Annotated in this window: 24 protein-coding genes; 3 read left to right on the top strand and 21 right to left on the bottom strand. The window is 62.8% G+C overall.

Features of this window, described 5'->3' with window-relative positions; genetic code table 11:
- Nucleotides 1-36: 36 nt before the first annotated feature.
- The 12 genes from P3G66_RS10995 to P3G66_RS10940 all read right to left on the bottom strand — a co-directional run bounded on the left by P3G66_RS10995 (nucleotide 37) and on the right by P3G66_RS10940 (nucleotide 12,010).
- Nucleotides 37-585, bottom strand: a complete 549-nt coding sequence (locus P3G66_RS10995) for a hypothetical protein (RefSeq protein WP_007734345.1) — start codon at nucleotides 583-585, stop codon at nucleotides 37-39.
- Nucleotides 582-1,400, bottom strand: a complete 819-nt coding sequence (locus tag P3G66_RS10990; RefSeq protein ID WP_082931329.1) for a hypothetical protein — start codon at nucleotides 1,398-1,400, stop codon at nucleotides 582-584. The genes P3G66_RS10995 and P3G66_RS10990 overlap by 4 nt, the downstream gene beginning before the upstream one ends.
- Nucleotides 1,400-2,794 carry an MlaD family protein gene (locus tag P3G66_RS10985; protein ID WP_019747002.1) on the bottom strand — a complete coding sequence of 465 codons (1,395 nt, stop codon included), beginning with the start codon at nucleotides 2,792-2,794 and terminating at the stop codon, nucleotides 1,400-1,402. Before P3G66_RS10985 ends, P3G66_RS10990 begins: the two co-directional genes overlap by 1 nt.
- A complete protein-coding gene (locus tag P3G66_RS10980; protein ID WP_007734342.1) occupies nucleotides 2,791-4,038 on the bottom strand; it encodes an MCE family protein in 1,248 nt (415 codons plus the stop codon). The genes P3G66_RS10985 and P3G66_RS10980 overlap by 4 nt, the downstream gene beginning before the upstream one ends.
- The gene (locus P3G66_RS10975) at nucleotides 4,038-5,342 is read right to left on the bottom strand and encodes an MCE family protein (RefSeq protein ID WP_007734341.1); all 1,305 of its coding nucleotides are present in this window, start codon (nucleotides 5,340-5,342) and stop codon (nucleotides 4,038-4,040) included. The genes P3G66_RS10980 and P3G66_RS10975 overlap by 1 nt, the downstream gene beginning before the upstream one ends.
- Nucleotides 5,339-6,397, bottom strand: coding sequence for an MCE family protein (locus P3G66_RS10970; protein ID WP_003945728.1), 1,059 nt, complete (start codon nucleotides 6,395-6,397; stop codon nucleotides 5,339-5,341). Before P3G66_RS10970 ends, P3G66_RS10975 begins: the two co-directional genes overlap by 4 nt.
- Nucleotides 6,394-7,413, bottom strand: coding sequence for an MCE family protein (locus P3G66_RS10965; protein WP_276116530.1), 1,020 nt, complete (start codon nucleotides 7,411-7,413; stop codon nucleotides 6,394-6,396). The genes P3G66_RS10970 and P3G66_RS10965 overlap by 4 nt, the downstream gene beginning before the upstream one ends.
- Nucleotides 7,413-8,597 (bottom strand): MCE family protein, encoded by a 1,185-nt coding sequence (locus P3G66_RS10960; RefSeq protein WP_003945815.1) that lies wholly within the window; start codon nucleotides 8,595-8,597, stop codon nucleotides 7,413-7,415. The genes P3G66_RS10965 and P3G66_RS10960 overlap by 1 nt, the downstream gene beginning before the upstream one ends.
- Before the next feature lie 11 nt (nucleotides 8,598-8,608).
- Nucleotides 8,609-9,460 (bottom strand): ABC transporter permease, encoded by an 852-nt coding sequence (locus tag P3G66_RS10955; protein WP_003945759.1) that lies wholly within the window; start codon nucleotides 9,458-9,460, stop codon nucleotides 8,609-8,611.
- A gap of 64 nt (nucleotides 9,461-9,524) precedes the next feature.
- Nucleotides 9,525-10,289, bottom strand: a complete 765-nt coding sequence (locus tag P3G66_RS10950; protein ID WP_003945687.1) for an ABC transporter permease — start codon at nucleotides 10,287-10,289, stop codon at nucleotides 9,525-9,527.
- 502 nt (nucleotides 10,290-10,791) lie between these two features.
- The gene (locus tag P3G66_RS10945) at nucleotides 10,792-11,709 is read right to left on the bottom strand and encodes a 3-oxoacyl-ACP reductase (RefSeq protein ID WP_054188083.1); all 918 of its coding nucleotides are present in this window, start codon (nucleotides 11,707-11,709) and stop codon (nucleotides 10,792-10,794) included.
- Between the two features lie 109 nt (nucleotides 11,710-11,818).
- Nucleotides 11,819-12,010, bottom strand: a complete 192-nt coding sequence (locus P3G66_RS10940) for a ferredoxin (protein ID WP_007734330.1) — start codon at nucleotides 12,008-12,010, stop codon at nucleotides 11,819-11,821.
- 265 nt (nucleotides 12,011-12,275) lie between these two features.
- Here P3G66_RS10940 and P3G66_RS10935 point away from each other — a divergent pair, with 265 nt between their 5' ends.
- The 3 genes from P3G66_RS10935 (at nucleotide 12,276) to P3G66_RS10925 (ending at nucleotide 16,284) form a co-directional block, all read left to right on the top strand.
- On the top strand, nucleotides 12,276-13,457 hold the full coding sequence (locus P3G66_RS10935; protein ID WP_003945878.1) for an acyl-CoA dehydrogenase family protein: 1,182 nt from the start codon (nucleotides 12,276-12,278) through the stop codon (nucleotides 13,455-13,457).
- Between the two features lie 12 nt (nucleotides 13,458-13,469).
- Nucleotides 13,470-14,591 (top strand): acyl-CoA dehydrogenase family protein, encoded by a 1,122-nt coding sequence (locus tag P3G66_RS10930; protein ID WP_256520373.1) that lies wholly within the window; start codon nucleotides 13,470-13,472, stop codon nucleotides 14,589-14,591.
- Between the two features lie 61 nt (nucleotides 14,592-14,652).
- Nucleotides 14,653-16,284 carry a long-chain-fatty-acid--CoA ligase gene (locus P3G66_RS10925; protein WP_073511999.1) on the top strand — a complete coding sequence of 544 codons (1,632 nt, stop codon included), beginning with the start codon at nucleotides 14,653-14,655 and terminating at the stop codon, nucleotides 16,282-16,284.
- A 9-nt stretch (nucleotides 16,285-16,293) separates the two neighbouring features.
- On the opposite strand, the gene nagB is transcribed toward P3G66_RS10925, so the two are convergent.
- Genes nagB through P3G66_RS10880 form a run of 9 tightly spaced genes read right to left on the bottom strand, consistent with a single transcriptional unit; the run spans nucleotide 16,294 to nucleotide 24,671 of the window.
- Nucleotides 16,294-17,073: a glucosamine-6-phosphate deaminase gene (gene nagB / locus P3G66_RS10920; protein WP_003945641.1), complete on the bottom strand. Its 780-nt coding sequence runs from the start codon at nucleotides 17,071-17,073 to the stop codon at nucleotides 16,294-16,296.
- 11 nt (nucleotides 17,074-17,084) lie between these two features.
- Nucleotides 17,085-18,266 (bottom strand): amidohydrolase family protein, encoded by a 1,182-nt coding sequence (locus P3G66_RS10915; protein WP_073512001.1) that lies wholly within the window; start codon nucleotides 18,264-18,266, stop codon nucleotides 17,085-17,087.
- A complete protein-coding gene (locus P3G66_RS10910; RefSeq protein WP_042449509.1) occupies nucleotides 18,266-18,958 on the bottom strand; it encodes a GDSL-type esterase/lipase family protein in 693 nt (230 codons plus the stop codon). Before P3G66_RS10910 ends, P3G66_RS10915 begins: the two co-directional genes overlap by 1 nt.
- Nucleotides 18,955-19,662: an N-acetylmannosamine-6-phosphate 2-epimerase gene (locus P3G66_RS10905; RefSeq protein ID WP_047269588.1), complete on the bottom strand. Its 708-nt coding sequence runs from the start codon at nucleotides 19,660-19,662 to the stop codon at nucleotides 18,955-18,957. The genes P3G66_RS10910 and P3G66_RS10905 overlap by 4 nt, the downstream gene beginning before the upstream one ends.
- The gene (locus P3G66_RS10900) at nucleotides 19,659-20,588 is read right to left on the bottom strand and encodes an ROK family protein (RefSeq protein ID WP_058039191.1); all 930 of its coding nucleotides are present in this window, start codon (nucleotides 20,586-20,588) and stop codon (nucleotides 19,659-19,661) included. Before P3G66_RS10900 ends, P3G66_RS10905 begins: the two co-directional genes overlap by 4 nt.
- A 1-nt stretch (nucleotide 20,589) precedes the next feature.
- The gene (locus P3G66_RS10895) at nucleotides 20,590-21,519 is read right to left on the bottom strand and encodes a dihydrodipicolinate synthase family protein (protein WP_007734313.1); all 930 of its coding nucleotides are present in this window, start codon (nucleotides 21,517-21,519) and stop codon (nucleotides 20,590-20,592) included.
- A 46-nt stretch (nucleotides 21,520-21,565) separates the two neighbouring features.
- Nucleotides 21,566-22,624: a Gfo/Idh/MocA family oxidoreductase gene (locus P3G66_RS10890; RefSeq protein WP_276116529.1), complete on the bottom strand. Its 1,059-nt coding sequence runs from the start codon at nucleotides 22,622-22,624 to the stop codon at nucleotides 21,566-21,568.
- Nucleotides 22,621-23,616 (bottom strand): Gfo/Idh/MocA family oxidoreductase, encoded by a 996-nt coding sequence (locus P3G66_RS10885; protein ID WP_042449501.1) that lies wholly within the window; start codon nucleotides 23,614-23,616, stop codon nucleotides 22,621-22,623. The genes P3G66_RS10890 and P3G66_RS10885 overlap by 4 nt, the downstream gene beginning before the upstream one ends.
- Nucleotides 23,613-24,671 carry a Gfo/Idh/MocA family oxidoreductase gene (locus P3G66_RS10880; RefSeq protein WP_042449499.1) on the bottom strand — a complete coding sequence of 353 codons (1,059 nt, stop codon included), beginning with the start codon at nucleotides 24,669-24,671 and terminating at the stop codon, nucleotides 23,613-23,615. Before P3G66_RS10880 ends, P3G66_RS10885 begins: the two co-directional genes overlap by 4 nt.
- Between the last annotated feature and the right edge of the window lie 27 nt (nucleotides 24,672-24,698).

Here is a 24,698-nt window from a genome sequence, read left to right as displayed (position 1 = left end):
CTCTTTCGTACCCGGCTCCAGCCTTCGTGTGTTTGATCAGAAGGGTTGGACGTTGTTCACGAGCCAACGTCCGTCCTGCTTCTCCAGACTCATCTTCACGCGACTGCCACTGGCAACGGCTTCGGGCGATTCCGAAGACGTGGTGATCTGATTGAGGAACAGCATCGTCGTCGCGCTGTCCGCCTCCGCGTCGAGAACCGCGGCGCCCTGGACGACGACCTGAACGGTCAGCGACTTTTCCTTGGCTCCCGGAATGATCACCGATTCGATCAGATTGGTGAACGTGCCTTGAAAATCGCCCGTCAACCCGTCTGTGGCTGCATGCAACTGCTGGTCGACGTTGTTGTAGTCGTACTGGAACATCGCTACCGCCTGATCGGAAGAGGCCTGTGCCACTTCGTCTCTGGTCTGATCGATCGCTGCGGTGTCACGCGTTCCGTCCGGACCGAAGTAGAGATACGCCGACACTGCCGCCAACGCGATGGCCACTGCACTGATGACGCACAGGATGATGGCGAGCGGTGAGGCGCGCTTCGGCTTCGGCGAAACTTGCTTGGACGTCTCGGGGTTCACTTCTGGGGTCATGGCACAAACTCCACATTCGAGGCAAGCAACTGCCCGTCGACGTCGCACATGGTGATTCGGAGTCGGTAGTTGCGTTCAGCGGGCGCTTCGTCGCCGTTCTTCTGCATCGCACGCACCGCGACCAATGAAGTCCCGCAATCGCCGTCGGATTTCTCGAACCCGGCTTCGAGCACCTCGCCGTCGGTCTGAACTCCGGCCTGCCCGAGGACGTTGACGAACGAATCCTTGCGTCCGTCGAACTGCGACTTGAACTCGTCGGTGGTGCCGGCGAGGAACTTGTCGAGGTCGGCAGCCGCTGTATCCGCGTGCAGTGTCGTCAGATTCAGTGCGGTGGTCCGGGCACCGGCCACGTAGCGGGCTCGGTCCTCGTCGGCATTGGACGCCTTGTTCCGGTCGACGAGAAGAAACACCGTCAGGGCCGCAAGAGCAACAGCGATCACCGAAGCAATGGCGATCCCGACTACCAACCCGGCCTTGGGCTTCGAACGAACAGGGGTGTCCACAGCAGTTTCTGCGGGGGTTTCGGCGGTACCGGTCGGCTCAGCCTTGGTCGCGACCTGATCACCGCTGACGACCTTCTCAGGTGGAGTATCGGGCTTGCCCAAAGCAACTGGCGCCGCCGCCTTCTGCTCAGCTGGCTTCTGCTCGGCCGGCTTCTGCTCGGCTGGCTTCTGCTCGGCTGGCTTCTGTTCGGCCGACTTCTTTTCGGTGGGCACTACTACCGCGGCAGCGTCTGCATCCGCACCCGTGGGTCCGGCGCTGCGGGACGCGCGACGGCGCACCCGCTGCCCGGCCTGTGGATCTTCGTCTGTCATCAACCCTGCTGACCCTTCATGAACTGTTCGAGACTGACGTCGCCGCCACCGAGGTTCGGTTGCGAGTACGTCCTTCCGTCCGGCCCGATGTACGTGCCTGTAATCGGATCGTACCGACGAGCCGAGACCGAAGGCGTCGACGTGTACGAGCTCGGGGTCGCGGTAATCGGTTCCGGAGGCCCGGATTGCGGGTTCGTGCCCATCGGTACGTAGCCGGAACGGCACTGTTCGACCGTCGGCGCACGACGTCCCGGATACTCCTCGCAGGGAAGGTTTCTCGCGCCGCGCACGGCGATCGGCGAATCCTGGGCAACCTGGCAGAAGAGATCCGACGGCGTCTCGATTGGTGATTCGTCCTTCGGACTGCGCCACTGCTCTGCGGGCAGGAATCCTGTAGTGCACGGCGGCGGGTCGTTGACCTCCATGTGGAAGTCCACCAGTGCACCATCCGCAGCCGGGCCGGAGCCTGCCACCGTGACCAGCGCCGCGGCCAGCGGCGGGTAGATGACCAGAATCTGCTCGATCGCGTTGTTGTAGATCACGCCGACCTGTCCGACGGACACGAGGTTCGCCAGAAGAATCGGCAATGTCGGCTGCATGTCTTGCAGAAGAGCATTCGCCTCCGCCGCTGCGGCCGGACCCTTCTGGATGACGGCACGCAGATCAGGGTCGCTGGCGCGGAGCTGGTCGGTGAACGTCACCAGATTGCTTGTCCAGGAACGGATGGCGTCGCTGCTGACCACCTGGGTGTCCAGGAGTGGACCGGCCTGCTCGATCAGGGTCTTGGTCGCGTCGGAGTTGTTGTTCGCCTCTTCGACGAACAGCCGAGCCGAGTCGATCAGCTTCTGCAGATCCGGGCCGGCACCGTTGAACGCCTTGAAGGATTCGTCGATGACGGTCTTGAGCTTGGTGTCGGAAATGCTCTGCAGCAACAGATCTGCCTGATCGAGCATCGCGCCGACATCCTGGGGAATGCTGGTTCGGTCTTCGGGAATCACCGATCCGTTTTCCAGATGCCCGTCGACCACGATCGCTCCGGAGCTGTCGGTGTGCGGAATCAGATCGACGAACTGCTCGCCGATCGCCGACACACTCTTGACCGCAGCGTCGACGTCCGAGGGCACCTTGACGCCGCTCTCGAGAGACAGACGCGCATTCACGCCCGTTTCCGACAACTCCACCGCGTTCACGACGCCGATGGTCTGACCGCGGTAGGTGACGTTCGAGTTCTTGTACAGCCCACCGGTGGCGGGCAATTCGACGGTGACGTCGTATCGGCCGATACCGACCATAGCGGGAACACGCACGTACTGAGTGGCCATCACGATCAAACCGACGACCGTCAAGACGGCGAAGATGGTGAGCTGGATACGGACGAACTTTGTGAGCATCATGGTGCCGGTGCCCCCTGAGGAAGTCCTGGAATGTTGATCGGCGGAAGTCCCGGAATCTGAATGGTATTCGGATCCGCTGCCGGGGCCTGCGCAGCGGGAGCCTGTCCGGCGGGAGCTTGGGCCGGCGGTGCGGCAGGCTTGAGCGGATCGCTCAACGGGTTGCCTGTCTGTCCGGCCAGCCCAGCCTGCTTACCCAACACGCCTTCCGGTCCGGAGAGCGTTCCGGCCAACGGAGTTCCGGTGAGGAAGTTCGCGTCCAGCCGGGGCAGCGAGATGTCGATGGTCATGGCCAGGTTGGCGTAGTCACCGCGAATGACGTTGTCGATTCCGTTCTGTGGGAACGGGAACGTCAAGAGGACTCCGAGAACCTGAGTGAGAGCGTTACCCGAATCCGCCAAGGCCTTCAGAGTCGGCGAAAGAGCCCGAACGTTGGTCGCGAAATCGTCGCCGCTCTCCTGGATGACACGGCTCGCCACCTCGCTGAGACCACCGAGTGAGGTCAACGCGTTGGTTATGTCCTGACGCTGAGCGACAAGAATCTCGAGTGCCGGCGGAATACCTTCGAGCGCTTTGTTCAAGGTGTCGTGCTGGGCCTGGACGGTCGAGGACAGTCGATCGAGTCCTTCCATCGCCGAAACGATGTCGCCTCGTTGCTTGTCCAGACTTCCGACCAGCTGATCGAGCTGAGGCAGGAGGTCTCGAACGGAATCTTCACGCCCACCGAGAGCGGCGTTGAGTTCCTTCGTGATGTCCTGAACCTGAGCGAGACCGCCGCCGTTGAGAACAACCGACAGCGACGACAGCGTCTGTTCCGTCGTCGGGTAAGCGCCCGCCCGCTCGATCGGAATCAGGTCACCGGCTTCGAGTCGGCCCTCGGGCTCCTCCCCTACCGGCGGCGCCAACTCGATGTGCTGAGAGCCGAGCAAGCTGGTCTGACCGATTTTTGCCGTCGCGTTGGCCGGCAACTGAACCTCGGGATTCAGCGACACCGTCACCAGAGCGTGCCAGCCTTGAACCTCGATGTTCGAAACGCTTCCCACTGCCACGTCATCCACCCGGACGGGCGAATTCTGCGACAGTGTAGTCACGTTCGGCATCTCGATCTGAACCTCGTATGCGCCTTCGCCCCGGCCTTGAGTGCCTGGCATCGGCACCGAGTTGAGACCGTTCCATTCACAACCGCTGGCGCCGAGTGCCACTGCCGTGGCCAACACGGCAACCGTGGTCTTGCGAGCTACCCGCATCAGTTCCCTCCGCCCATGTTGAAGAGTTCGGCGAGATCCTTGGGAACACTCGTCATGGGAGCACCCGACATCGGTCCTGCGACGGTTTCCGGCTGATTCTGACTTGCCGCTTCCAATCCCGGTTCGGTGTAGACGATCTGATCCGGGAAAGCCTGCACGCCCGCGACCGGGTTGAACAGGAATCCGGGGTAGTTGCCGATCATCGTGCTGAGCACCGGCCCGAGGTACTGCTTACACAGGTCGGCACTGTTCTGGGAGTTACCACTCTCGATACCTTCGATGGAACCACAGATCCACTGGATCGGATTCTTGAAGTTACTCAGTGCAATTGCGCCGGTCATACTGCCCTGAGCCGGCTTGTAGATCTGATAGAAGTTGGCAAGCGACGTCGGTCCGGAGTGCAGAACCTGCTCGATCTCCGGGCGCTTGTCAGTCAGTACCTGAGTGGCATCGGCGAGACGCGCAACCGATTCGCTCAGTCCCTCGCTGTTGTCCTTGACGAACCGCTGGACGTCGCCGACGGCCAGGTCGAGATCACTGAGGGCGGTACCCAACTCGTCGGAGCTGCTTGCGAGAACGCTTGTCACCGAAGCGAGGTGACCGCTGAACTGCACGATCTGCTCGTTACTCGAGGACAACGCAGTGACAAATGCCTGCAGGTTCCGAATGGTGGAGAACAAATCGGTCCGGCCTTCGGACAGCGTGTGCATCGTGGCCGAGAGTTCGCGCAGCGTCGACCGAATCGACTCACCGTTACCGTCGAGGTTCGTTCCCACGGTGTCGATGAATCGACCGAGGGAACCCTGATCGTCCAGACCCTCCGGTCCGAGTGCGTCCGACAGTTTGGTCAGTTCGGTCTTGATCTCGTCCCACTCCACCGGAACGGCGGTGCGCTCGATCGGGATCTCGCCGCCGTTGGGCATCTGTTCCCCGCCGGAGTACACGGGGGTCAATTGCACGAAGCGTGCGGACACGAGGCTTTGAGCAACGATGAGCGCCTTGGCATCTGCCGGAACGTCGACGCTCGAATCGATCTTCATCTCGACGTAGGTGTCCCGATCACGCGGTTCGATCTTGGTCACCTTGCCGACGTTGACACCGAGCACTCGCACGACATCGCCCTCGTAGAGACCGGTGGTCGAGACGAAGTGCGCGGAGATCTTGGTCTTGCCCAGGCCTGGGATGAAGAGGTAGGCCGCACCGGCGACGAGCAGCGCGACCAGCACACCCGCTCCGATCAGCACCCACTTCTTGCGTGGGTTGGTGGAGCCCTGTGGATCCTGTGAAGTCATGGTCTCGGTCATTCTCCCGGCCCCCTGATCGTCGGTGGAATACCGGGGAAGAAGTCTTCCAGGTCGCCCGGAACCTGCTCGGGCGCGACGCTGGTGTCCACCAGGGTCTTCCACCAGTTGCTCGGCAGAATGTTGATGATGAAGGCGTCGAAGAACGGGCCGCTGGCCACGGTCTCACCGAGCGCGGTGATGTACGGTCCGAGTCCGTCGAGCGCTCCCGCGATGTTGTCCTTGTTCTGCTGGAGAACCTCGGCGACCGAATTCAGCTTCTCGAGGGTCGGCCCCATCTGAGCCTCGTTCTCCTGCACCAGCGCTGACAGTTGACGTGAGACTGCGCCGGTGTTGACGATCAGTTCGCTGATCGCGTCACGCCGCAAGCTCAGTTCGGCAAACAGCTTGTTGCCGTCGACCAGCAACGAATCGATCTGACCGCTTCTGTCGGAGAGGATCTTGGTGACATCTTCGGCCCGCGAGAGCAATTGGAGCAGGCTCTCGTCGCGTGAGTTGATGCTCTGCGAAAGCCGCGTCATTCCGTCCAACGCGGTGCGCAGTTCGGGCGGAGTATCGGCCAGCGTGTCCGAGATCGCGTTGAGCGAATCGTTGATCTGTTCCGTGTCGAGTTCGGACACCGTTGTCCCGAGGTCACCCAGAGCGTCGTTGAGCGAGTACGGGGAGTTGGTGCGTTCGACCGGAATCGGCGTGTCCGTCCGCAACAGTCCGGATCCTTCCGGCCGTACCGCCAACGACTTTCGCCCGAGAACCGTGTTGGTCTTGATATCAGCCGCTGTCTGCTCGCCCAGGGCGACACCGTCCTGAACGGTGAAGGTGACCAACACCTTCTGGTCGTCGAGTTCGACGTCGCTGACCTTGCCGACCTTCACGCCGGCCATGGTCACGTCGTCGCCGGTGACCAGGCCGCCGGCATCTTGGAAGTACGCCGAGTAGCGAATGCCACCGTTGATGAACTGGAGTTGATCGTATTGAAGCGCGGCACCGACGGTTGCCACCGCCAGGACGAGACCGATGACACCGATCTGTACCGGATTACGTTCACGGGTTGGGGTCATGAGACTTTTGCGCACCTTCCCGTGTCCTGAACTGCCGTGGGCAAGATGATCGTCGTCCCGTCGGGTCCGGAGAACTTGAAAGTGTTGGCGCACAGATAGAACTGGAAGAACGCTCCGTACGTGCCCACTCGGATCAGCTTCCGGTAGTCGGACGGCAGACGATCGAGAGCGGTGTTGATGTCGTCCTTGCCCAGGTCCAGCTGCGTCATCGTTCGGTTGGTCTCCCCGATCAGCGTCTGGATGTCCGGACGTGTCGCCTGCAGCAACGACGCGAGATCTCCCGTGGCACCGGCGATCTCCGTGATCGAATTACCGATCGGGCCACTGTCCTTCGCCAATCCACTGACCAACTGCTGGAGCTGATCGATCGTGGTGGAGAACTGATCGCCCTTGTCGTTGATGGTGCCGAGTACGTCGTTGAGATTGGTGATGACGTCCCCGATCAGCTGGTCTCGGTCCGCCAACGTGCTGGTGAACGAACTGGTGTTTCCCAGCAACGAAACCAGCGTTCCGCCCTGGCCCTGGAGTACCTGCAGCAGGGCCCCGGAGAGGTCGTTGACCTGCTGCGGGTCGAGCGAACGAAGCAGCGGCTTGAATCCGCCGAGCAGCAGATCCAGATCGAGAGCGGGCGACGTCTGATCGACCGGAATGGATCCTCCCGACGGAAGCGTCTCGGTGGAACCGGCGCCCTCGAGCAGTTCCATGTAGCGATCGCCCACCAGGTTCTCGTAGCGCACAGTCGCTTTGGTGCTCTTCATCAGCGAGTACTTGGTGGCGACGTCGAACTCGACCTCGGCCTGGTTGGAGTCACCGATGGACACTCCGGTGACCGACCCGACCGGAACACCGGCGATGCGGACCTTGTCGCCGGACTTGAGTCCCGAGACGTCCGAGAAGGTGGCGTGAAATCCGTTGCTGCTGCTGAAGCGCACCTGACTGAAGACGATCGCCAGTCCGGCGAAGATGACCGCCATGACGACGGTGAAAATCAGCAGCTTGACCGTGGTCGGTCTCATCACTTCCCGTCTTCCTGCTCGTAGGAGTCACCGAAGAGATACTGGAAAATGGTCGGCACGGTAACGCGCAGTTCGGTGTTGGGAACGAAGGGCACGTTGCCGGTGTTGGTGACTGCGAACGGTGCATGCCCGTCGACCTTCGGATCGAATTCGGGCAGACCATAACAATTGGGTCCGCCGGAGGCCGCGACCTTGGGGAGAGATTGCGGATTCTGGTACGCCTCGGCGCCGTACATGAAGCTCGCACTCAGCATCAGCGCCGCTTTGTCCCCGGTGCCTGCCAGTGGCTCGAACTTGATCCGACCGTCGTTCAACCCGACGATGAAGCACGTCAGACCCGACGAGTACTTGTCGAGCAGGGTCGTCGTCGCGGTCAGAGTGTCGAGGGCGGTGGTCAGGTTCTGCTCGTTGTCGGTCAACAACGCGTTGCCGGTGTCCGCGAGGCCGGTGACGTTGAGCAACAGCAAGTCGAGGTTTGCCTGCTCGGCCACGATCGATCCGCTTGTCGCGGTGGCATTGTCGAGGATGCGCATCAGATCCGGTGCCACGTCGGCGTACAGATTGGTGACATCGGCGGCGCCGACCAAGTCTTCCTGGAGCTGCGGTAGAACCGGATTCATCTTCTTCAGATAGGTGTCACCGAGCTCGAGAACCTCACCCAGCGACTCGCCGCGCCCGTTGAGTGCGGTGGAGATCGCGCCGAGTGTGGCGTTGAGCTTTTCCGGTTCGATCTTCGCGAGCACGTCCGAAAGATGTTCGAAGACACTGTTGAACTCGACGGTGACGCTGTCCGAAGCGATGACAGCACCCTCCTGGATCGGTTGGGTCGACGGATCGTCGGGAATCACGATGTTGACGTACTTCGCACCGAACACCGTGGTGGTCTTGATCTCCACCCGGGCGTTCGACGGAATCTTCGACATCTGGCCCGGATCCATCGCCAACTTCAGGTTTGCCTGGTCCCCGACGAGGGAGATCGACTCGACGCGGCCGACCTGCACTCCGCGCAACTTCACCTTGGCATTGGGTTCCATGACGAGGCCGGCACGCGTGGACGTCACGGTGATGGGCGTGCTCTTGGTGAACCCACCCGAGAACATGGTGAGAGCAACGGCGACGATCGCCACGAGTCCGAGGACCAGGCCGGCTGCGGCCAACTTCTTGTGCCATCTGGGTACGGTCATCGCTTGCCCGCCTATCCCGACAGGTTGAAGTTGCCGGACCCGCCGTAGATGGCGAGTGAGATGAGCAGGGTGACCGTGACGACCGCGATCAACGAGGCGCGCACTGCGTTACCCACCGCGACACCGACGCCGACCGGGCCACCGGTTGCGTTGAAGCCGTAGTAGGTGTGGATGAGCATGACGGCCAGCGCCATGACTATCGCCTGGGCGAACGACCACAGTATGTCCGTGGGTATCAGGAAGGTCGTGAAGTAGTGGTCGTACACGCCGCCGGACTGGTTGTAGAGGAACACCGTCGCAAAGCGGCTGGCGACGAACGACGCGATCACCGCCAGTGAGTACAGCGGGATGATCGCGATCATGCCGGCCATGACGCGGGTGCTGACCAGATACGGAATCGACGGGATCGCCATCGTCTCCAGCGCGTCGATCTCTTCGGAGACGCGCATCGCACCGAGCTGCGCGGTGGAGCCGGCGCCGATGGTCGCGGCGAGGCCGATTCCGGCGATGACCGGCGCTGCGATGCGAACGTTGATGAAGGCGGCGAAGAAGCCCGTCAGTGCTTCGACGCCGATGTTGCCCAGCGAGCTGTAGCCCTGAACGGCGATGGTGCCACCGGTGAACAGTGTCAGGAATCCGACGATCACGACGGTGCCACCGATGACGGCGAGCGCACCGGTGCCCATGCTGATCTCGGCGATCAGTCGCAGAGTTTCACGTGGATAGCGCATCAGCGCCTTGGGAGCGTGACCGAGAGCCTTCGCGAAGAACAGCGCTTGATCACCGATGCTGTCGATACTGCGAGAGATCGAACCGATCTGTCGACGTGTGCGCGGGAAGCGTCCCGCTGCGGCCAACGCCATCAGATCTCCTCCCGTCTGTCGTTTGTCGTTCTGTCCACTTCGATCTCTCCGACTGCCGTGGGCCTCATCCGGCCGTCAACTTGATACCGATGGTCGTGATGAGCACGTTGACGACGAAGAGCGCCATGAACGCGAACACGACGGTCTGGTTGACCGCGTCACCGACGCTCTTGGCGCCGCCTTTGACGTTGAGTCCGAGGTAGGCCGCAACCAGGCCGGCGATCATGCCGAACAGCCCTGCTTTGACCATGGAGAGCATGAGCTCACCGAATCCGGTGAGCAGTGTGATGCCGTTGACGAACGCGCCGGGGTTCACGTCCTGGATGAACACGGAGAAGACGAAACCGCCGAGGATGCCGATGGTGCAGACCAGTCCGTTGAGGAGCAGCGCCACACCTGTCGACGCGAGCACTCGGGGAACGACCAACCGGTGGATGGGATTGATCCCGAGCACCTTCATGGCGTCGATCTCTTCGCGGATGGTTCGGGCCGAAAGATCCGCGCAGATGGCGGTTGCGCCGGCGCCGGCGACGATCAGCACGGTGACGATGGGGCCGACCTGCGTGACGGTGCCGAGGGCAGCTCCGGCACCACTGAGGTCGGCTGCACCGATCTCGCGCAAGAGAATGTTGATGGTGAAGCTGACCAGCACAGTGAACGGGATTGCGACCAGCACCGTCGGCACCATCGAGACTCGGGCCACGAACCAGGCCTGATCGATGAACTCTTGCCGCTGGAAAGGGCGGGAGAAGACTGCCCTCAAGGTTTGGGCGGACATCTGAAAGAAGCCACCGACCGCTCGTAATGGCACCTCGACGAGGTCTACCATTCGCCCTCCTCGTCCTTGGTTGCCGCAGTACTGTCTGTTCTCATAGTCCAGCCCCCGACAGCTTGTGACTCAGGTCATATTAACTAGAACGTGTTCACCTGTCAAAAACAAGTGTCCAACTCTAAGGAGTAGCCTCACGGCGCCGATCCGAAACCGGAAGATCGGAGACATGGGAAGCATCCCTTTTCGATGCGATTTTCGCCGAAATATCCTGGAAATTAATACTTTTGAATGATCGGCGCCTTTCGGCGCCAGGTTCGAAATTCAGCCATGCGAGAGCCTTGACTGGGCACGCCGATCGAATATCGCATCGTTCGCAGGAATGCAAAATTGGAACACAGTCCAGTTTTTTCGAGACCGTTGGTCTCGTTACAGAACGCAGGCAAACTGCCGCGCCCACCGACTCGTGAACACGCTATTTCTACCAGGAAGTGGACACGTAGACCGTCTGAGTGTGAACAACGGTTCTACGTGTCGCGCACCCGAGAATCAGCGCCGTCGATCAGCCCAACGCGCGCAGGGCCGCCGATGCCGAGAACATCTTTGCCGGGTCACGGTCAGCGAAGTAGTCACCCATCACCGCGGACAGCGTTTCCGGCGACCAAGAATCTCCCTCGGCGTCGAACCGCTGCTCGACGACGGGCGCCGCCATCAGCGCAACCATCGGTCCGTACACCACGAATACCTGACCGTTGACGGCGTCGGCCGCTGGTGATGCCAGGTACGAGACGAGCGAAGCCACGTGCTCGGGCGAGAGCGGATCCATGCCGTCGGCCGGCGCGTCGCCGAACACGCCTTCGGTCATCGACGTCCGTGCCCGCGGGCAGATCGCGTTGGCCCGTACGCCGTAGCGCGAGAGCCCACGTGCGGCCGACAACGTCAGCGCCGTGATTCCGGCTTTTGCAGCGCCGTAGTTGGGCTGCCCTTCCGGTCCGAGGAGACCCGCCTCCGAAGAAGTGTTGACGATGCGCCCGTACACCGGCGCCCCGGCTTCCTTGGATTTCGCCCGCCAGTAGGCAGCGGCGTTGCGGCACAGGAGGAAATGGCCGCGAAGATGAACTTCGAGTACCAGATCCCAGTCTTCGTCGGACATGTTGAACAGCATCCGGTCGCGTACGACGCCGGCATTGTTGACGACGATGTCGACACTGCCGAACTGCCCCTGCGCTGCTTCCATCAGTGCGTCGGCGGTAGAACGCTCACCGACGTTGCCTGCCACGAATTCGACTTTGGCGCCGAGACCGCGGATCTCCTCGAGCGTTGCTTCGACGGCCTCGTTCGGGGCCAGATCGTTGACGACCAACGACGCACCGGCCTTCGCCAGACCGATGGCCTCGAACTTTCCGAGCCCCGATCCGGCACCGGTCACGATGGCGACCTTGCCTTCGAGACTGGTTTCTGGGCTGTTCACAGCATTCATCGAAGCGCTCTCCCGGTTCTCTGCGGTCGTGTGTCGAGTTACCCGGCTCGATTGCCGTGACCCACGAGTTCGCAACTTTAGAACGTGTTCTTGTTTTGGGCAACCATCGTCACGGATGTTCGGTCAGTGCCGCGCGCGGGCACTGAGCGATCGCGGAACGGACATCCTCCCAGCGATCCTCCGGTGGGCGCACAGAACTGATCACGAGCTCCTCGTTGTCGTCGAGGTCGAAAATATCGGGCGCGATCCCGACGCACACACCGTTTGCCTCGCAACGGTCCAGATCAACCCTGACCTCCATGGCGATTCCTCTTCTCTACTCACAACTGCTCACACGAACACGGATACGAAACGAGTGCCGCAGGGCTGTGCCGCACACCGTTCCTGGCGATAACACTAGAACCTGTTTCAGTCGTGTGCAATGATTCGAAAAAGTACCGAGAACGGACGTCGAACGATCCGCCGGAGACGGCGAGGGCGCCCCTTGTCGCCGATGAACGCATCGATAGAACCTGTGTCAATCGAATGGTTGACGCTTTGATTCGTATCTCTATGGAGAGGTAACCATGCACATCACCTACACCCCTGAGCAGCAACAGCTCCAGGAGGAGTTGCGTGCCTACTTCGCACAACTGATGACTCCCGAGCGGCGTGAAGCGCTCGCCGCCACGACGGGTGAGTACGGCGAAGGCAATGTGTACCGCGAAGTCGTCGCGCAGATGGGTCAGGACGGCTGGCTCACGCTGGGTTGGCCGAAAGAGTACGGCGGACAGGAACGCTCCGCGATGGACCAGCTGATCTTCACCGACGAAGCTGCCATCGCCGGTGCGCCGGTGCCGTTCCTGACGATCAATTCGGTAGCGCCGACAATCATGCATTTCGGTACGGACGAGCAGAAGGCCTTCTTCCTGCCCAAGATCTCTCGCGGTGAGCTCCACTTCGCGATCGGCTACTCCGAGCCCGAGGCCGGCACCGACCTGGCCTCTCTGCGCACGTCGGCGGTCCGTGACGGTGACGATTACGTCATCAACGGGCAGAAGATGTGGACCAGCCTGATCCAGTACGCCGACTACGTGTGGTTGGCGTGCCGCACCGATCCGGAAGCCAAGAAGCACAAGGGAATCAGCATGCTGATCGTCCCCACCACGGCAGAAGGCTTCTCCTACACACCGGTTCACACCATGGCCGGCCCCGACACCAGCGCCACCTACTACCAGGACGTACGGGTCCCGGCGTCGTCGATCGTGGGTCAGGAACACGGCGGCTGGGCACTGATCACCAATCAGCTCAACCACGAGCGCGTTGCCCTCACCTCGGCCGGACCGATTCTGACCGCGCAGCGTGAGGTCCGTGAGTGGGCACAGAACACCAAGCTGCCCGACGGCCGACGCATGATCGACCAGGAATGGGTGCAGATCAATCTGGCTCGCGTGCATGCCAAAGCCGAGTACCTGAAGTTGATGAACTGGGAAATCGCCTCCGCAACCGATCACGCTCCCGGCCCCGAAGCTGCGTCCGCCAACAAGGTGTTCGGTACCGAATTCGCCACCGAGGCTTACCGCTTGCTGATGGAAATCCTCGGATCCTCCGCCACGATCAGGCAGAACTCCCCCGGCGCCCTTCTGCGCGGCCGCATCGAACGTATGCATCGTTCTTCGCTGATCCTGACGTTCGGCGGCGGTACCAACGAAGTGCAACGCGACATCATCGGAATGACAGCTCTGCGGCTTCCCGCATCGAAGCGATAAGGACCAACGATCATGGAATTCACCCTTACCGAGGCCCAGCAGGACCTGTCCGGACTGACACGATCCGTCGTCGCCGAACTGGTCACCAACGACCGCCTTCGTGAACTCGACGCCGCCGAAGACCGTTTCGACGCCCTCTTGTGGAATGCTCTGGCCTCGGCCGGCGTTCTCGGCGCGGCTCTTCCGGAATCGGTGGGCGGCGACGGATTCGGTGTCCTCGAGCAGTGCAGCATCCTGGCCGAACTCGGCCGCGGCGTCGCAGCTGTTCCGTTCCTGACGTCCATCGTCGGGTCCGCCGCAGCGATAGCCGAATTCGGCTCGGACAAGCAGCGCGACGACTGGGCAAGCGCTGCCGCTGCCGGTGAGAAGATACTCACCGCGGCCCTCGCCGAGGAATACAACGACGACCCGGCGCACCCGATCACGCGTGCCGAGAAGACCGCCGACGGTTGGCGCATCGACGGAACAAAGATCACCGTCGACAGTGCACCGCTCGCAGATCTGTTCCTCGTCCCCGCCATCACCGAGGACGGCGTCGCGGTCTTCCTCGTCGAACCGTCGGACGCGGGCGTGAGCATTACCAGGCAATCGACCACAGATTTCTCGAGCGCGAGTCTCGTCGAATTCGATTCGGTGCAGATCCCGGCCGATCGTGTTCTCGGCTCGGTTGCCCAGGGATCGGACATCGCGGCGTGGATCGTCGAGCGAATTCAGCTCGGTTCGACCGCCTACCAGTACGGAGTGCTCGATCAAGCGTTGAAGCTGACCGCCGAATATGCCACCGAGCGTGTGCAGTTCGGTCGACCGATCGGTAGTTTCCAGGCAGTGGCCCAGCGCCTCGCAGACGGATACATCGACGTCAAGGGTGTTCGTCTGACTCTGTGGGCTGCCGCGTGGCGTCTGAGCGAAGGACTTCCTTCCGACGGCGCTGTACAGACGGCCAAGTTCTGGGCTGCAGATGCGGGACACCGCGTCGGGCACACCGCTGTTCACGTTCACGGCGGTGTCGGTCTGGACGAGGACCATCCGGTTCACCGCTACTTCCTCGCGGCCAAGCATCACGAGTTCCTGCTCGGCAACGCAACAGATCAGCTTCGCGCACTGGGCAAGGAACTCGCCGCAGTCCCTGCCTGAGTGCGTCCCACCGAGTGGAAATCCATGACCTGGTCCGAGACGAATCGATGATGATGCAGCTATGAGTCAGAGCCCCACTGTTTCCGATCTACTCCTCGGAGTCAGCGAGATCGACGACCGCGGTATCCGTTTCGAGGACCAGGTCATCACCTGGCGCGAGCACGTTCAAGGCTCGTTCGATCGAGCAGCGCTGCTGGACACGCTGCTCGATCGAACGCGCCCCAGGCATTTCGGACTTCTGATGGAGAACGTCCCCGAGTTCTCGCTGCTGCTCGGAGCGGCATCGTTCTCGGGTTCGGTCGCCGCCGGGCTGAACACGACCAGGCGCGGCCCGGCATTGGCGCGAGACATTGCGCTCTCCGACTGCCAGGTCATCTTCACCGAGAACAACCAGGCACATCTACTCGACGACGTCGATCTCGGCGACGTCCGGGTGATCAACGTGGATTCTCCGGCCTGGGCGGAATTGTTGGCGCCCTTCGCCGATACGCCGGCCTACGCGTCGACGGCGCAGCCCGACGATCTGTTGATGCTCATCTTCACTTCCGGAACCAGCGGTGATCCCAAAGCGGTTCGGTGCACGCACCACAAGTTGGCCTCTCCCGGGGTCATGCTTGCCGATCGTTTCGGGCTCGGCGCCGACGACGTCGTCTACATGGCGATGCCCATGTTCCATTCCAACGCGATGATGGCGGCGTGGACGGTCGCGCTGCACGCTCGTGCGGGAATTGCCATGCGACGCAAGTTCTCCGCTTCGGGTTTTCTACCCGACGTTCACAAGTACGGAATCACGTACTCCAACTACGTCGGAAAGCCGTTGTCCTTCATCGCTTCCACCCCCGAGGTGCCGAACGAGCGGGACAACACCTTGAAGATCATGTACGGCAACGAGGGTTCGGCGCCCGCCGTCGCCACCTTCGTCCGGCGCTTCGACGCTCGCGTCATCGACGGGTTCGGTTCCACCGAGGGCGGCATTTCGATCTCCGCGGCACCGGTTCCCCGGCCAGGCGCCCTCGGACTGCTCCCGGACGGCGTCAAGATCCTCGATCCCGAGACCGGAGCGCCATGCCCGCCTGCAGTCTTCGATGCCGACGGCCGGATCACCAACGCCGACGAGGCAACTGGTGAACTGGTCAATGTCACCGGCCCAGGCACGTTCGCCGGGTACTACAAGAACCCGGACGCCGACGCCGAGCGAATGCGCAACGGCCAGTACTGGAGTGGCGATCTGGCGTACACCGACGTCGACGGTTACGTCTACTTCGCGGGACGCAGTTCCGGTTGGCTGCGAGTGGACGGCGAGAACATCGGTGCCGCACCCATCGAACGCTCCCTGGTCGGTTACCCGGGCTTCGCGCAGGTGTCCGTGTACGCAGTCCCCGACAGCGACGTCGGCGACCGCGTCATGGCGTCGGTGATTCCGGTCGGCGATGTCGACAACTTCGACCCGGCAGCCGTAGCCGAATACATCGATTCCCGGCCGGAACTCGGGCCGAAGCAGAAGCCGACCTTGATCCGAGTGTGCAGTGAGTTCCCGAGAACGGCGACGTTCAAGGTGGTCACTCGAACGCAGAGCGCCGAACGCTGGAACACCTCCGATCCGGTGTGGATCCGACGGCGTGGAGAATCCGACTTCCAATTACTCACTCCCGAAATGGCACTCGGCCTCGAGAAGACGCGAGAGCCCGTCTAGCCCGATATCTCAGTAGTGCTGAGCAAGCGGTTTGTGCGCCGACACCGTTTTGTAGAACTCGGTGAGCCGAAGCTGTGATGCCGCTGCATCGTCGATCACCACCGTCGCGTGTGGATGCAGTTGGAGGACCGATGCCGGGCACACCGCGGCCAGCGGCCCCTCGACGGCAGCGGCAATCGCAGCGGCCTTGTGCTCGCCGGTCGCGATCATCACCAGATGCTTTGCTTCGCAGATAGTTCCGAGGCCCTGGGTGATCACGTGCCGTGGTACGTCGTCCGGACTCTCGAAGAATCGGGCGTTGTCGGTTCGAGTCTGTTCCGTCAGCGTCTTGACCCGGGTCCTCGAATTCAGCGAGGACGTCGGTTCGTTGAAACCGATGTGACCGTTGCCGCCGATGCCCAGAAGTTGTACGTCCACCGGACCATTCGACGCAATCGCCCGGTCGTAGGCTGCCGCGGCGGCAAATGGATCCGACGCGGTTCCGTCGGGGCTGAATACCCTTGCCGCGTCCAGGTCCAGGTGATTCACCAGCTCCGTTCGGATAACCTGGGCATACGACTCAGGGTGGCCTTCCGGCAGGCCGACGTATTCGTCCAACAGGAACGCCTGCACGCCGGCAAAACTCAACCCTTCCTCGCGGTGACGGCGCGCGAGTTCGCGGTACACCGAGAGCGGTGAAGATCCTGTCGCCAGGCCCAAAGTCCGTGCACCTGAATGCACCGCGTGTTCGAAGATGTCGGCAACAACGGTGCCGGCCGCCTCCGCACTGTCGACAATGACAATTTCCATCGGTTGATTCCTCAGCTTTCGGTGTAGTTCATGAGCCAGTTCCCAGCGGCCATGACGGCGCGGGTTTCGAGTTCTGGACCGGTGACGATCAGATCGGCGCGGCAACCCGGCACGAGATCGCCGACCATTCCGGCCAGCCCCATCAGCGAAGCAGGCGTTGCCGTCGCTGCGATGACAGCCGAAAGCAGATCGACGCCGGCGTGATTAACAGCCCGGCGGACTATGTCCATCAACCGACTCGTCCCGCCGGCAATGGCCGTTTCCCCCTGGCCGGCCAATCGCGCCACGCCATCGATCACGTCGACGTCGAGAGGCCCGAGTGGGTAACGGCCGTCGGGCATTCCGGCGGCAGCCATCGCGTCGGAGACCAACGCGATCTGATGCGGACCGACCAGATCGAACACCGTCGCCACCGTCTCGTCGGCGAGATGTACTCCGTCCCCGATCAACTCGACCACCATCTGTCCTTTCGCGGCCGCGGCAAGACACGCCGCCACTGCGCCGGGAGCGCGATGATGCATCGGAGCCATACCGTTGAACAGGTGAGTGGCACTGAGCGGTGCATGCGCCGAGTGTGCGATCGAACGTGTCGCAATCGGGTTGGACGCATCGGTGTGTCCGATACTCACGACGGCCCGGTGACGCTCCAGCAATGAGGCAAGTTCGCCGAAGTGTGCTGTCTCCGGAGCGATCGTCATCGAGCGGATGTGCCCGCGGCCGGCTTCGAGCAGCGACTCGAGCAGAGCCGGGTCGCCGTCGAGAATGCTGTCGGGATCCTGGGCGCCACAACGGAGTACCGACAGGAATGGACCTTCCAGGTGAATTCCGGCCAGCGTGCCCTCGTCCACCAGTCCTGCCAGGAGCTCGATGCGACTGCGCAGGATCTGCGGCGGCGCGGAGACGAGCGAGCCGATCACCGAGGTCGTGCCGTTCGTCCGGTGGTGATCGGCAGCCACGGTGGATCCGAACTCGTCTGCCTCGGGGAAACCGAATCCGCCGGCGCCGTGGCAGTGAACGTCCACCAACCCCGGGATGATCGTTGTCCCCGCAGCTGCCCGTTCGGGTAACGGGTCGGTTCGCTGCGACGCGGGCCCGGCCCACACCACACGATCACCGGAAATCTCGACGACACCGTCCGGAAGCAGTTGCCCACCGGTCACCAGTTGTCCACGAAGAATTTGTCCACGATGCATCACGACATCACCTGCGGTACAACGGGAACTTCGGTATCCGCGATCGACAACTCACGGAGCACGGCGTCCGCGAGCACGTAGTGCCCTTGTTCGTTCGGATGGAATGCGTCAGCCAGGAGAGCCGGCGGTGGGCCCTCGGGAGAATGGGCCGTCCACTGCGCGTAGTGGTCGACGAACACCACGCGCGTCGAGGCGGCAACCTGCCGCACGACCTCGACGTACTGAACCAATCCCGCTCTGGTGGGCGCATTCTCGACGTCGATCGGTGGCGGCGTCTGCAGGATCGGCACCGCACCGATCGCTCGTGTCCGGAAGATCGTGTCCAAGAGGTCGTCTCGAAACCGCTCCAGTCCTTCTTCGCCATCCAATGCGTCATTCGTACCGAGCATGATCAACACCACCGAGGGTTCGAACACCTCGATGCGGTGTGCGAAACCCGCACGCACATCGGAGGATCGATTGCCGCTCACCCCGGTGTTGACAAGGACGTGGTTGAACAAGGAAAGCTCACCACGGATGCGCTCGGCGCAGTGTTCGACGTAACTTCGATGACCGTCGGTGTGCGTCAATCCCTGAGTGATGCTGTCGCCGGTGAAGACCCACCGTATCGGCGTCGAGGAGTCTACGAGCAAAGTTTCCAGTCGAATCCGTTCAGCAGTCCTGGACTTCAAAGCCTTCGACGTCGGGGTCACACCCTCTGCCTTCCGGCGCCCGATACTGCGGCTGCAAATTTCGACGTGATGAACGCCGGATCCGTGATTGCGGTTCCGACAACCACCGAGTCTGCACCCAGGGCGATGGCGCGTGCCGCATCCTCCGGGCTGTGGTACCGCCCCTCGGCGATGAGGACTGCATCTGGAAGTGCCTGCCGCAGTTCCGAGATCAGCTCCAGGTCCGGGCCGGCCAGCCGTCGGCTGTTCTCGGTATATCCCGCCAGTGTGCTGGAGATGACGTCGGCGCCCGCCGCGGCGGCAGCGATGCCGTCCTCGAGTGTTCCACAGTCGGCCATGACGAGGCCGCCGCGATCATGGACCGCGTCGACGGTGTCGGCAAAGGTCAGCCCGTCCGGACGAGGCCGCAGCGTGGCGTCGGCAGCCACGATCTGCGCACCCGAATCCACGACTTCGAGGGCTGATTCCCTTGTCGGCGTGATGAACACGCCCTCCGAGCCGATCTTCGTCAAACCGATCACCGGTACCTTCACTGCCGACACGACTGCGGCGACATCCGGGGTTCCGCCCACACCGCCGCAGCGGATCGCCACTGCTCCGCCGTCGACCGCGGCGCGGGCCATCCTCTCGATGGTCCCGGTGTCGCGCAGGGCATGGCCGTGTCCGGCCTGACAGGACACGATCAGCTTCCCGCTGATGATCGTGAGCAATTCTTCGACAGTCACGGTGTTACCTCGATTCGTGTTGCGGCGGCCAGTAGCGCAGCGCCGACGAGCGGCGCATCGGTGCCCAAACGGGCAGGAAGAATGGCAGTTTCGGCAATGGGGCCCATCGCTTCCACCCGGAAAGCGGAGGTCAGCGGCGACAGGAGGTCGGCTCCGATCTGGGCTGCACCGCCGCCGATGACGATCACCTCGGGATCGAATGCGGTGGCGACGCCGGCCAGGACGCGGCCCAGCAGAGTACCGGCGTCGGAGACCACGGCACGGGCGATCGGATCGCCCGAGTGCATGAGCGCCACCACTGCCTGTAACGGTTGAGTGGGCACACCCGCCCGCGCTGCGTACTCGGCTGCCATCGCCGGGCCAGACGCGACTGCCTCGAGGTGATCGGTTCTACCGCAACCGCAACCTATCGCCCCGGAAACCGGAACCAACAGATGCGCGAGTTCGCCGGCTGTTCCGTGGGCACCGTGGTACAGCTGACCGCCCACGGTCAACGCGCCACCGATTCCGGTACCGATCGAGACGAACAGTGCAGAGGTTCGACCGCGTCCGGCGCCGATCATGTTCTCGCCGTGGGCCATCGCGCGCACGTCGTTGTCCACCGTCACCGGTAGGCCTGAGTGTGCCTCGAGTTCTCCGCGAACCTCGGCGCCACTCCATCCGGACAGAATGTCGGAGGCGAAGACGACGCGGCCACGCACCCGATCGATGATTCCCGGTGCACCGACTCCGATTCCGGCTACCGTGTGATTCGCCCTCAGACGGTCGATCAACGCCGTAGCGGTCCCGAGAACGGCTTCCCTACCCGCCGTCGGTGTTGCCGCACGAACGGTGTCGATCACGTCTCCGTCGGACGTCACCACCGCGGCAGCCACTTTGGTGCCGCCGATGTCGATACCGATCCATCGCTTCTGCCCAGATGTCATGTCAGAGGAGCCCGGCCTGTTCCAGAACGACCTTGATCGTTGCGGTCTCGGACTCGTCGAGCGAGAGCATCGGCGCGCACATCGTGTTGCCGGTGATGACGCCGCGCAGGGCCAGAGCCGTCTTGAACGCGCCCAGACCCGCGGCACCGGCACTGACGCGACCCGGTGTCGGCGCCTCGACGATGGAGAACAGATCGGTGAGTCGATCCTGCTCGGCCTTCGCTGCGGCCCAGTCTCCTGCCTGCGCAGCGCGCCACAGTCGTACGTAGCCGTGCGGGTCCACGTTGGCCAGGCCGGGCACTGCGCCCGAAGCACCCATCAGCAGGCATCCGTCGACGACTACCTCGTGCCCGGTGAAGACGGCGAAGTTTTCGAGCCCGGCCGACTGACGGAGCAACATACGGAAACTGACGTCGTCGCCGCTCGAATCCTTCACGCCGGCGATGACTCCCTCGCGACCGAGCTCGACCAGCATTGCCGGGCTGAGCTTGCTGTGGACACGAACCGGGACGTCGTAGGCGAACAACGGAAGATCCACTGCGGCGTGGATGGAGCGGAAATGCGTTGCCGTCTCGGCTGCGTCGGTGATCGCATAGAACGGCGCCGTCGCGACGATGGCATCCGCACCAGCCTCGCGCGCCTGCTCGGCGACGGCGATGACCCGGTTGGTGGTCATGTCGTTCACTCCGACGAGGACCGGTACCTGGCCGCCGACGTGACCGATGGCCGTCTGCACCACCTGGGCGCGCTGAGCGTCGGTGAGGTAACCGACCTCACCCGAGGAACCGAGGACGAACAAGCCGTCGACTCCGGCTTCGATCTGCAGTGAGAGCAGGCGTTCGAGCGACGTGGTGTCGACCTCGCCCTCGAGCGTCAGTGGTGTGACGATCGGCGGGACGATTCCGCTGAAGGTGGTGGTTTCCGTGCTCATGGGGTCTCCATATGTTGGTTGTCGGATTGAGTTGTGGGTGCGGCTGTCAGGGAGAAACGGAGACCGGCTGACCGCTCGACGCGGACAGATAGACAGCATCGATCACGCGCATCGACGCTCGGGCGTCTGCCACGGTGTAGTCGGGTTCGGTCCGTGTGGGAAGTCGATCGAGCACGTGAGAGAGAAAGCTCGACACCGCGTTGTCGGAACCGAAGCCGCCGCTGGGTAGTGCGGTCACGTCTCCCGAGGCGACGAAGTGGGTCACGGCAGGTTTGTCGTCGTCGGAACTCGCGTATCCGTGGGAGCCGAGGACCCGAACCGTCGCGGTATTCGCGCCGAAACCCGGTGCTGCGGGGATTCTTCCGACGGTCACCGTCGCGGTGACTCCGTTTTCCAGGGCGAGCGAGATCAACGCCGTGTCTTCGACGCCGAACTGCTGGTGGGCCCCGCCGTACAGTGTGCTCGTCTCGGCGTACACCTCGGTGACGTCCAGGCCGGTGAGGTATCTGAGGTAGTCGGCGGCGTAACCGGCGAAGTTCACTACTTCTCCCCCGCCGGAAAGCGCGGGATCCACCACCAGTTCGGGACGCTCGACGGACGTCGCGAAATGTGTTCCGCTTGCGAGGAACTCGATGTCCACGTGGCGCGGCAGTCCGAGATTTCCGGCGTCGATCCAGCGGCGCAGTCGCCGGAGCGCAGGTGAATGAGTGCGGTTCACCACCGTACAGATTCGCCCGTTCGACCGTGCCGCTTCCTCGACCGCCGCGGCCTCCGACTCGTCGATACCCACCGGCTTGTCCACCAGGACGTCGAGTCCCGCGTTCAGTGCGGAAATCGCAAGCCGTGCATGCCTGGTCGGCTCACTGCAGATGATCGCCAGGTCTATCCGTTCGGGGTCGAGCAGCTCGCCGAGTTCGTCGATCCACTCGATGTCTGCGGCCTTTGCCATCGCGATTCCGTCCTCACGAATCCAATTGGGGACCGAGGATTCGTCGGAGGCCCCGACCAGGCTCACTCGAGGATCGGAACGCAACAGGTCTGCATAGGAGCCGGCATGCCTTACGCCGCTGACAAATCCGACGCGGATCGAAGCGGTGCCGGTCATTGGTGTTCTCCGATCGAGATCGCGCGGCCGGTGTCGAGTGATTGCTGTGCAGCGATGGCCGTAGCGAGAGCTGCACGCACCTGCCAGTTCTCGACTATCGGGGTCGCTGAACCGTCGAGAGTGGCGATCCAGTGGCGCATCTGATGCGACATCGCGTCCTCGATCGACGACGGCGGCGCGTTGGTCGTGTCCGTCATCAGTCCCGGGTCGTCGCCGGTGTCGTGCGCGAGCGTGCCGGAAGTCCCCGACACCACGATCCGGCGTACCATCTTTCCCGATTGTGGTAGCGCGTAGGCCAATTCGATGAGAGCCAGCGATCCGTCCTCGAAGCGAACGGTCAGATGGAAGCTGTCGTGCACGGGCATCCCCGCCGCGAAGGTGGGGAAACTACGAGCGAACACACGGGTCGGACGACGACCGATCAGCCACGTCACCAGATCGAGTGCGTGGGTTCCGTTGTGAACGGGGTGACCACCCGAACGTTCCTTGTCGTGTTGCCAGCCTCGCCAGCCCCCTGGCCAGACATGGCCGGTGTACCAACTGAGATGGATCAACCGGGGGTCGCCGATGGCACCTTGTGCAACCGAGTTTCCGATCGAGGTGATCGACGGCTGGAATCGTACGGTCTGTCCGACCATCAGTGAGGTGCCGCCACCTTCGGTGGCCTCGACCATGGCGTCGAAGTCCGCGACTGTCAGCGCGGCCGGCTTCTCCACGTGCACATGCTTTCCCGCGCGGCCCGCGGCTATCGTCACGGGTGCGTGGTCGGGAGTGGCCCCGACGACGTTGACCGCCTGCACGCTCGGGTCGGCGAGAATCTTCGCCAGATCGGTACTGGCCTTCGCGCCCGGCGCCAACGCCGCAACCGATGCGGCCCGGTCCAAGTCACTGCCGAATACGTAGGCGACTTCGACCGACGGGATGCGCGCCAAGGCGCTGACGTGGTCCCGCGCGATTCCGCCGCTACCTATGACGGCTACACGCACCGTCACTTGGCACTTCCCGAGAGCGCTGCCGGTTCGCCGCCACCGAGTCGCACCTGTTCGGCGACGACGAGTGCGCGTTCACGTGCGTACGTCAACGGCGAGTCGGGATCAGCCTTGCCGTCGAGAACTGCTGCCATCTCGTCGATTTCGTGACGAATCGCAGCCTGCATCCACAGCGAGGATCCTCCGTTTCCCGAGTTGTACTTCTGCGTCCTGCTCGCAGCGTCGATCAACGATTGGTTCTCGGCGTCGACGTCGAAGATCGGCCACGACTCTACGACCTGTCCCCCGCGCAGTCGGCTGACCCGGCCGGTGTGGAAGTCCGCGTGGACCGAACCTTCGGTGGCATCGACGGTCAGCTGCCACGACGAAGTGTGTGAACGCGTCGAGATGGTGTGTCTGCCGATCGCGCCGCCGGCGAACGACACCACTGTGTTGCGGAAGCCGTCGTCCGCGGTGGCGATGCTCGACACGGCAGTCACCTCGCCGCCGAGCCAGCACATCAGGTCCAGTTCGTGAATCTCGTGAGTCAGTTCTCCACCCGTTCGGCTCTTGTCGAGCTTCCACCACTGTGGATCTGCGCCGTCGGTGTCGATCCAGCGTGAGCGAGACGTTTCGATCGCAGCGACCTCGCCGAGCTCCCCCGACGCCAGCAGGTCCGCCAGACGTCGTACACCCGGCATCATCCGCATGATGTGCCCGACCATCAACGGCGAACCGCTCGCGTCAGCGCTCGCGATCATGTTCTGCGCATCGACCAGTTCGACGGCGAGTGGCTTCTCGACAAAAACTGCCTTGCCGTGTTCGAGCGCCGCGATGGCAGGTTCGGCGTGCGCGTGATTGGGCGTCGCGACGACAACGAGGGCCAACTCCGGGTGAGCGGCCACCGCGTCGTGATCGTCTGTCGGGGTTGCCGAGAACTCTGCGGCGACGTCCTTGGCCCGCTCGAAGTCACGGTCGCACAGCATCGTCAGTTCGAAACGTGGATGGGCAGCCAGCTCGCGAGCGAGGGAACTACCGAAGAATCCGCAACCGACCACACCGACTTTGTATCGGGTCATGAAGTCTCCAAAGATTGGATGAGGGAT

The sequence above is a fragment of the Rhodococcus sp. C3V genome (genome assembly GCF_029269915.1).
Classification (GTDB): Bacteria; Actinomycetota; Actinomycetes; order Mycobacteriales; family Mycobacteriaceae; genus Rhodococcus_F; species Rhodococcus_F qingshengii.
The sequence above is the reverse complement of the archived record's forward strand: the minus strand, read 5'-3'. Positions and strand labels throughout refer to the sequence as shown.

What these genes read in the sequence shown, in the direction of transcription:
- P3G66_RS10975 (WP_007734341.1), bottom strand. Translation starts at nt 5,342, where the DNA reads ATGACCGAGACCATGACTTCACAGGATCCACAGGGCTCCACCAACCCA.
- P3G66_RS10895 (WP_007734313.1), bottom strand. Translation starts at nt 21,519, where the DNA reads ATGAGCACGGAAACCACCACCTTCAGCGGAATCGTCCCGCCGATCGTC.
- P3G66_RS10965 (WP_276116530.1), bottom strand. Translation starts at nt 7,413, where the DNA reads ATGAGACCGACCACGGTCAAGCTGCTGATTTTCACCGTCGTCATGGCG.
- P3G66_RS10985 (WP_019747002.1), bottom strand. Translation starts at nt 2,794, where the DNA reads ATGATGCTCACAAAGTTCGTCCGTATCCAGCTCACCATCTTCGCCGTC.
- P3G66_RS10935 (WP_003945878.1), top strand. Translation starts at nt 12,276, where the DNA reads ATGCACATCACCTACACCCCTGAGCAGCAACAGCTCCAGGAGGAGTTG.
- P3G66_RS10890 (WP_276116529.1), bottom strand. Translation starts at nt 22,624, where the DNA reads ATGACCGGCACCGCTTCGATCCGCGTCGGATTTGTCAGCGGCGTAAGG.
- P3G66_RS10945 (WP_054188083.1), bottom strand. Translation starts at nt 11,709, where the DNA reads ATGAATGCTGTGAACAGCCCAGAAACCAGTCTCGAAGGCAAGGTCGCC.
- P3G66_RS10980 (WP_007734342.1), bottom strand. Translation starts at nt 4,038, where the DNA reads ATGCGGGTAGCTCGCAAGACCACGGTTGCCGTGTTGGCCACGGCAGTG.
- P3G66_RS10995 (WP_007734345.1), bottom strand. Translation starts at nt 585, where the DNA reads ATGACCCCAGAAGTGAACCCCGAGACGTCCAAGCAAGTTTCGCCGAAG.
- P3G66_RS10960 (WP_003945815.1), bottom strand. Translation starts at nt 8,597, where the DNA reads ATGACCGTACCCAGATGGCACAAGAAGTTGGCCGCAGCCGGCCTGGTC.
- P3G66_RS10900 (WP_058039191.1), bottom strand. Translation starts at nt 20,588, where the DNA reads ATGACATCTGGGCAGAAGCGATGGATCGGTATCGACATCGGCGGCACC.
- P3G66_RS10955 (WP_003945759.1), bottom strand. Translation starts at nt 9,460, where the DNA reads ATGGCGTTGGCCGCAGCGGGACGCTTCCCGCGCACACGTCGACAGATC.
- P3G66_RS10915 (WP_073512001.1), bottom strand. Translation starts at nt 18,266, where the DNA reads ATGCATCGTGGACAAATTCTTCGTGGACAACTGGTGACCGGTGGGCAA.
- P3G66_RS10940 (WP_007734330.1), bottom strand. Translation starts at nt 12,010, where the DNA reads ATGGAGGTCAGGGTTGATCTGGACCGTTGCGAGGCAAACGGTGTGTGC.
- P3G66_RS10970 (WP_003945728.1), bottom strand. Translation starts at nt 6,397, where the DNA reads ATGACCCCAACCCGTGAACGTAATCCGGTACAGATCGGTGTCATCGGT.
- P3G66_RS10930 (WP_256520373.1), top strand. Translation starts at nt 13,470, where the DNA reads ATGGAATTCACCCTTACCGAGGCCCAGCAGGACCTGTCCGGACTGACA.
- nagB (WP_003945641.1), bottom strand. Translation starts at nt 17,073, where the DNA reads ATGGAAATTGTCATTGTCGACAGTGCGGAGGCGGCCGGCACCGTTGTT.
- P3G66_RS10990 (WP_082931329.1), bottom strand. Translation starts at nt 1,400, where the DNA reads ATGACAGACGAAGATCCACAGGCCGGGCAGCGGGTGCGCCGTCGCGCG.
- P3G66_RS10925 (WP_073511999.1), top strand. Translation starts at nt 14,653, where the DNA reads ATGAGTCAGAGCCCCACTGTTTCCGATCTACTCCTCGGAGTCAGCGAG.
- P3G66_RS10880 (WP_042449499.1), bottom strand. Translation starts at nt 24,671, where the DNA reads ATGACCCGATACAAAGTCGGTGTGGTCGGTTGCGGATTCTTCGGTAGT.
- P3G66_RS10950 (WP_003945687.1), bottom strand. Translation starts at nt 10,289, where the DNA reads ATGGTAGACCTCGTCGAGGTGCCATTACGAGCGGTCGGTGGCTTCTTT.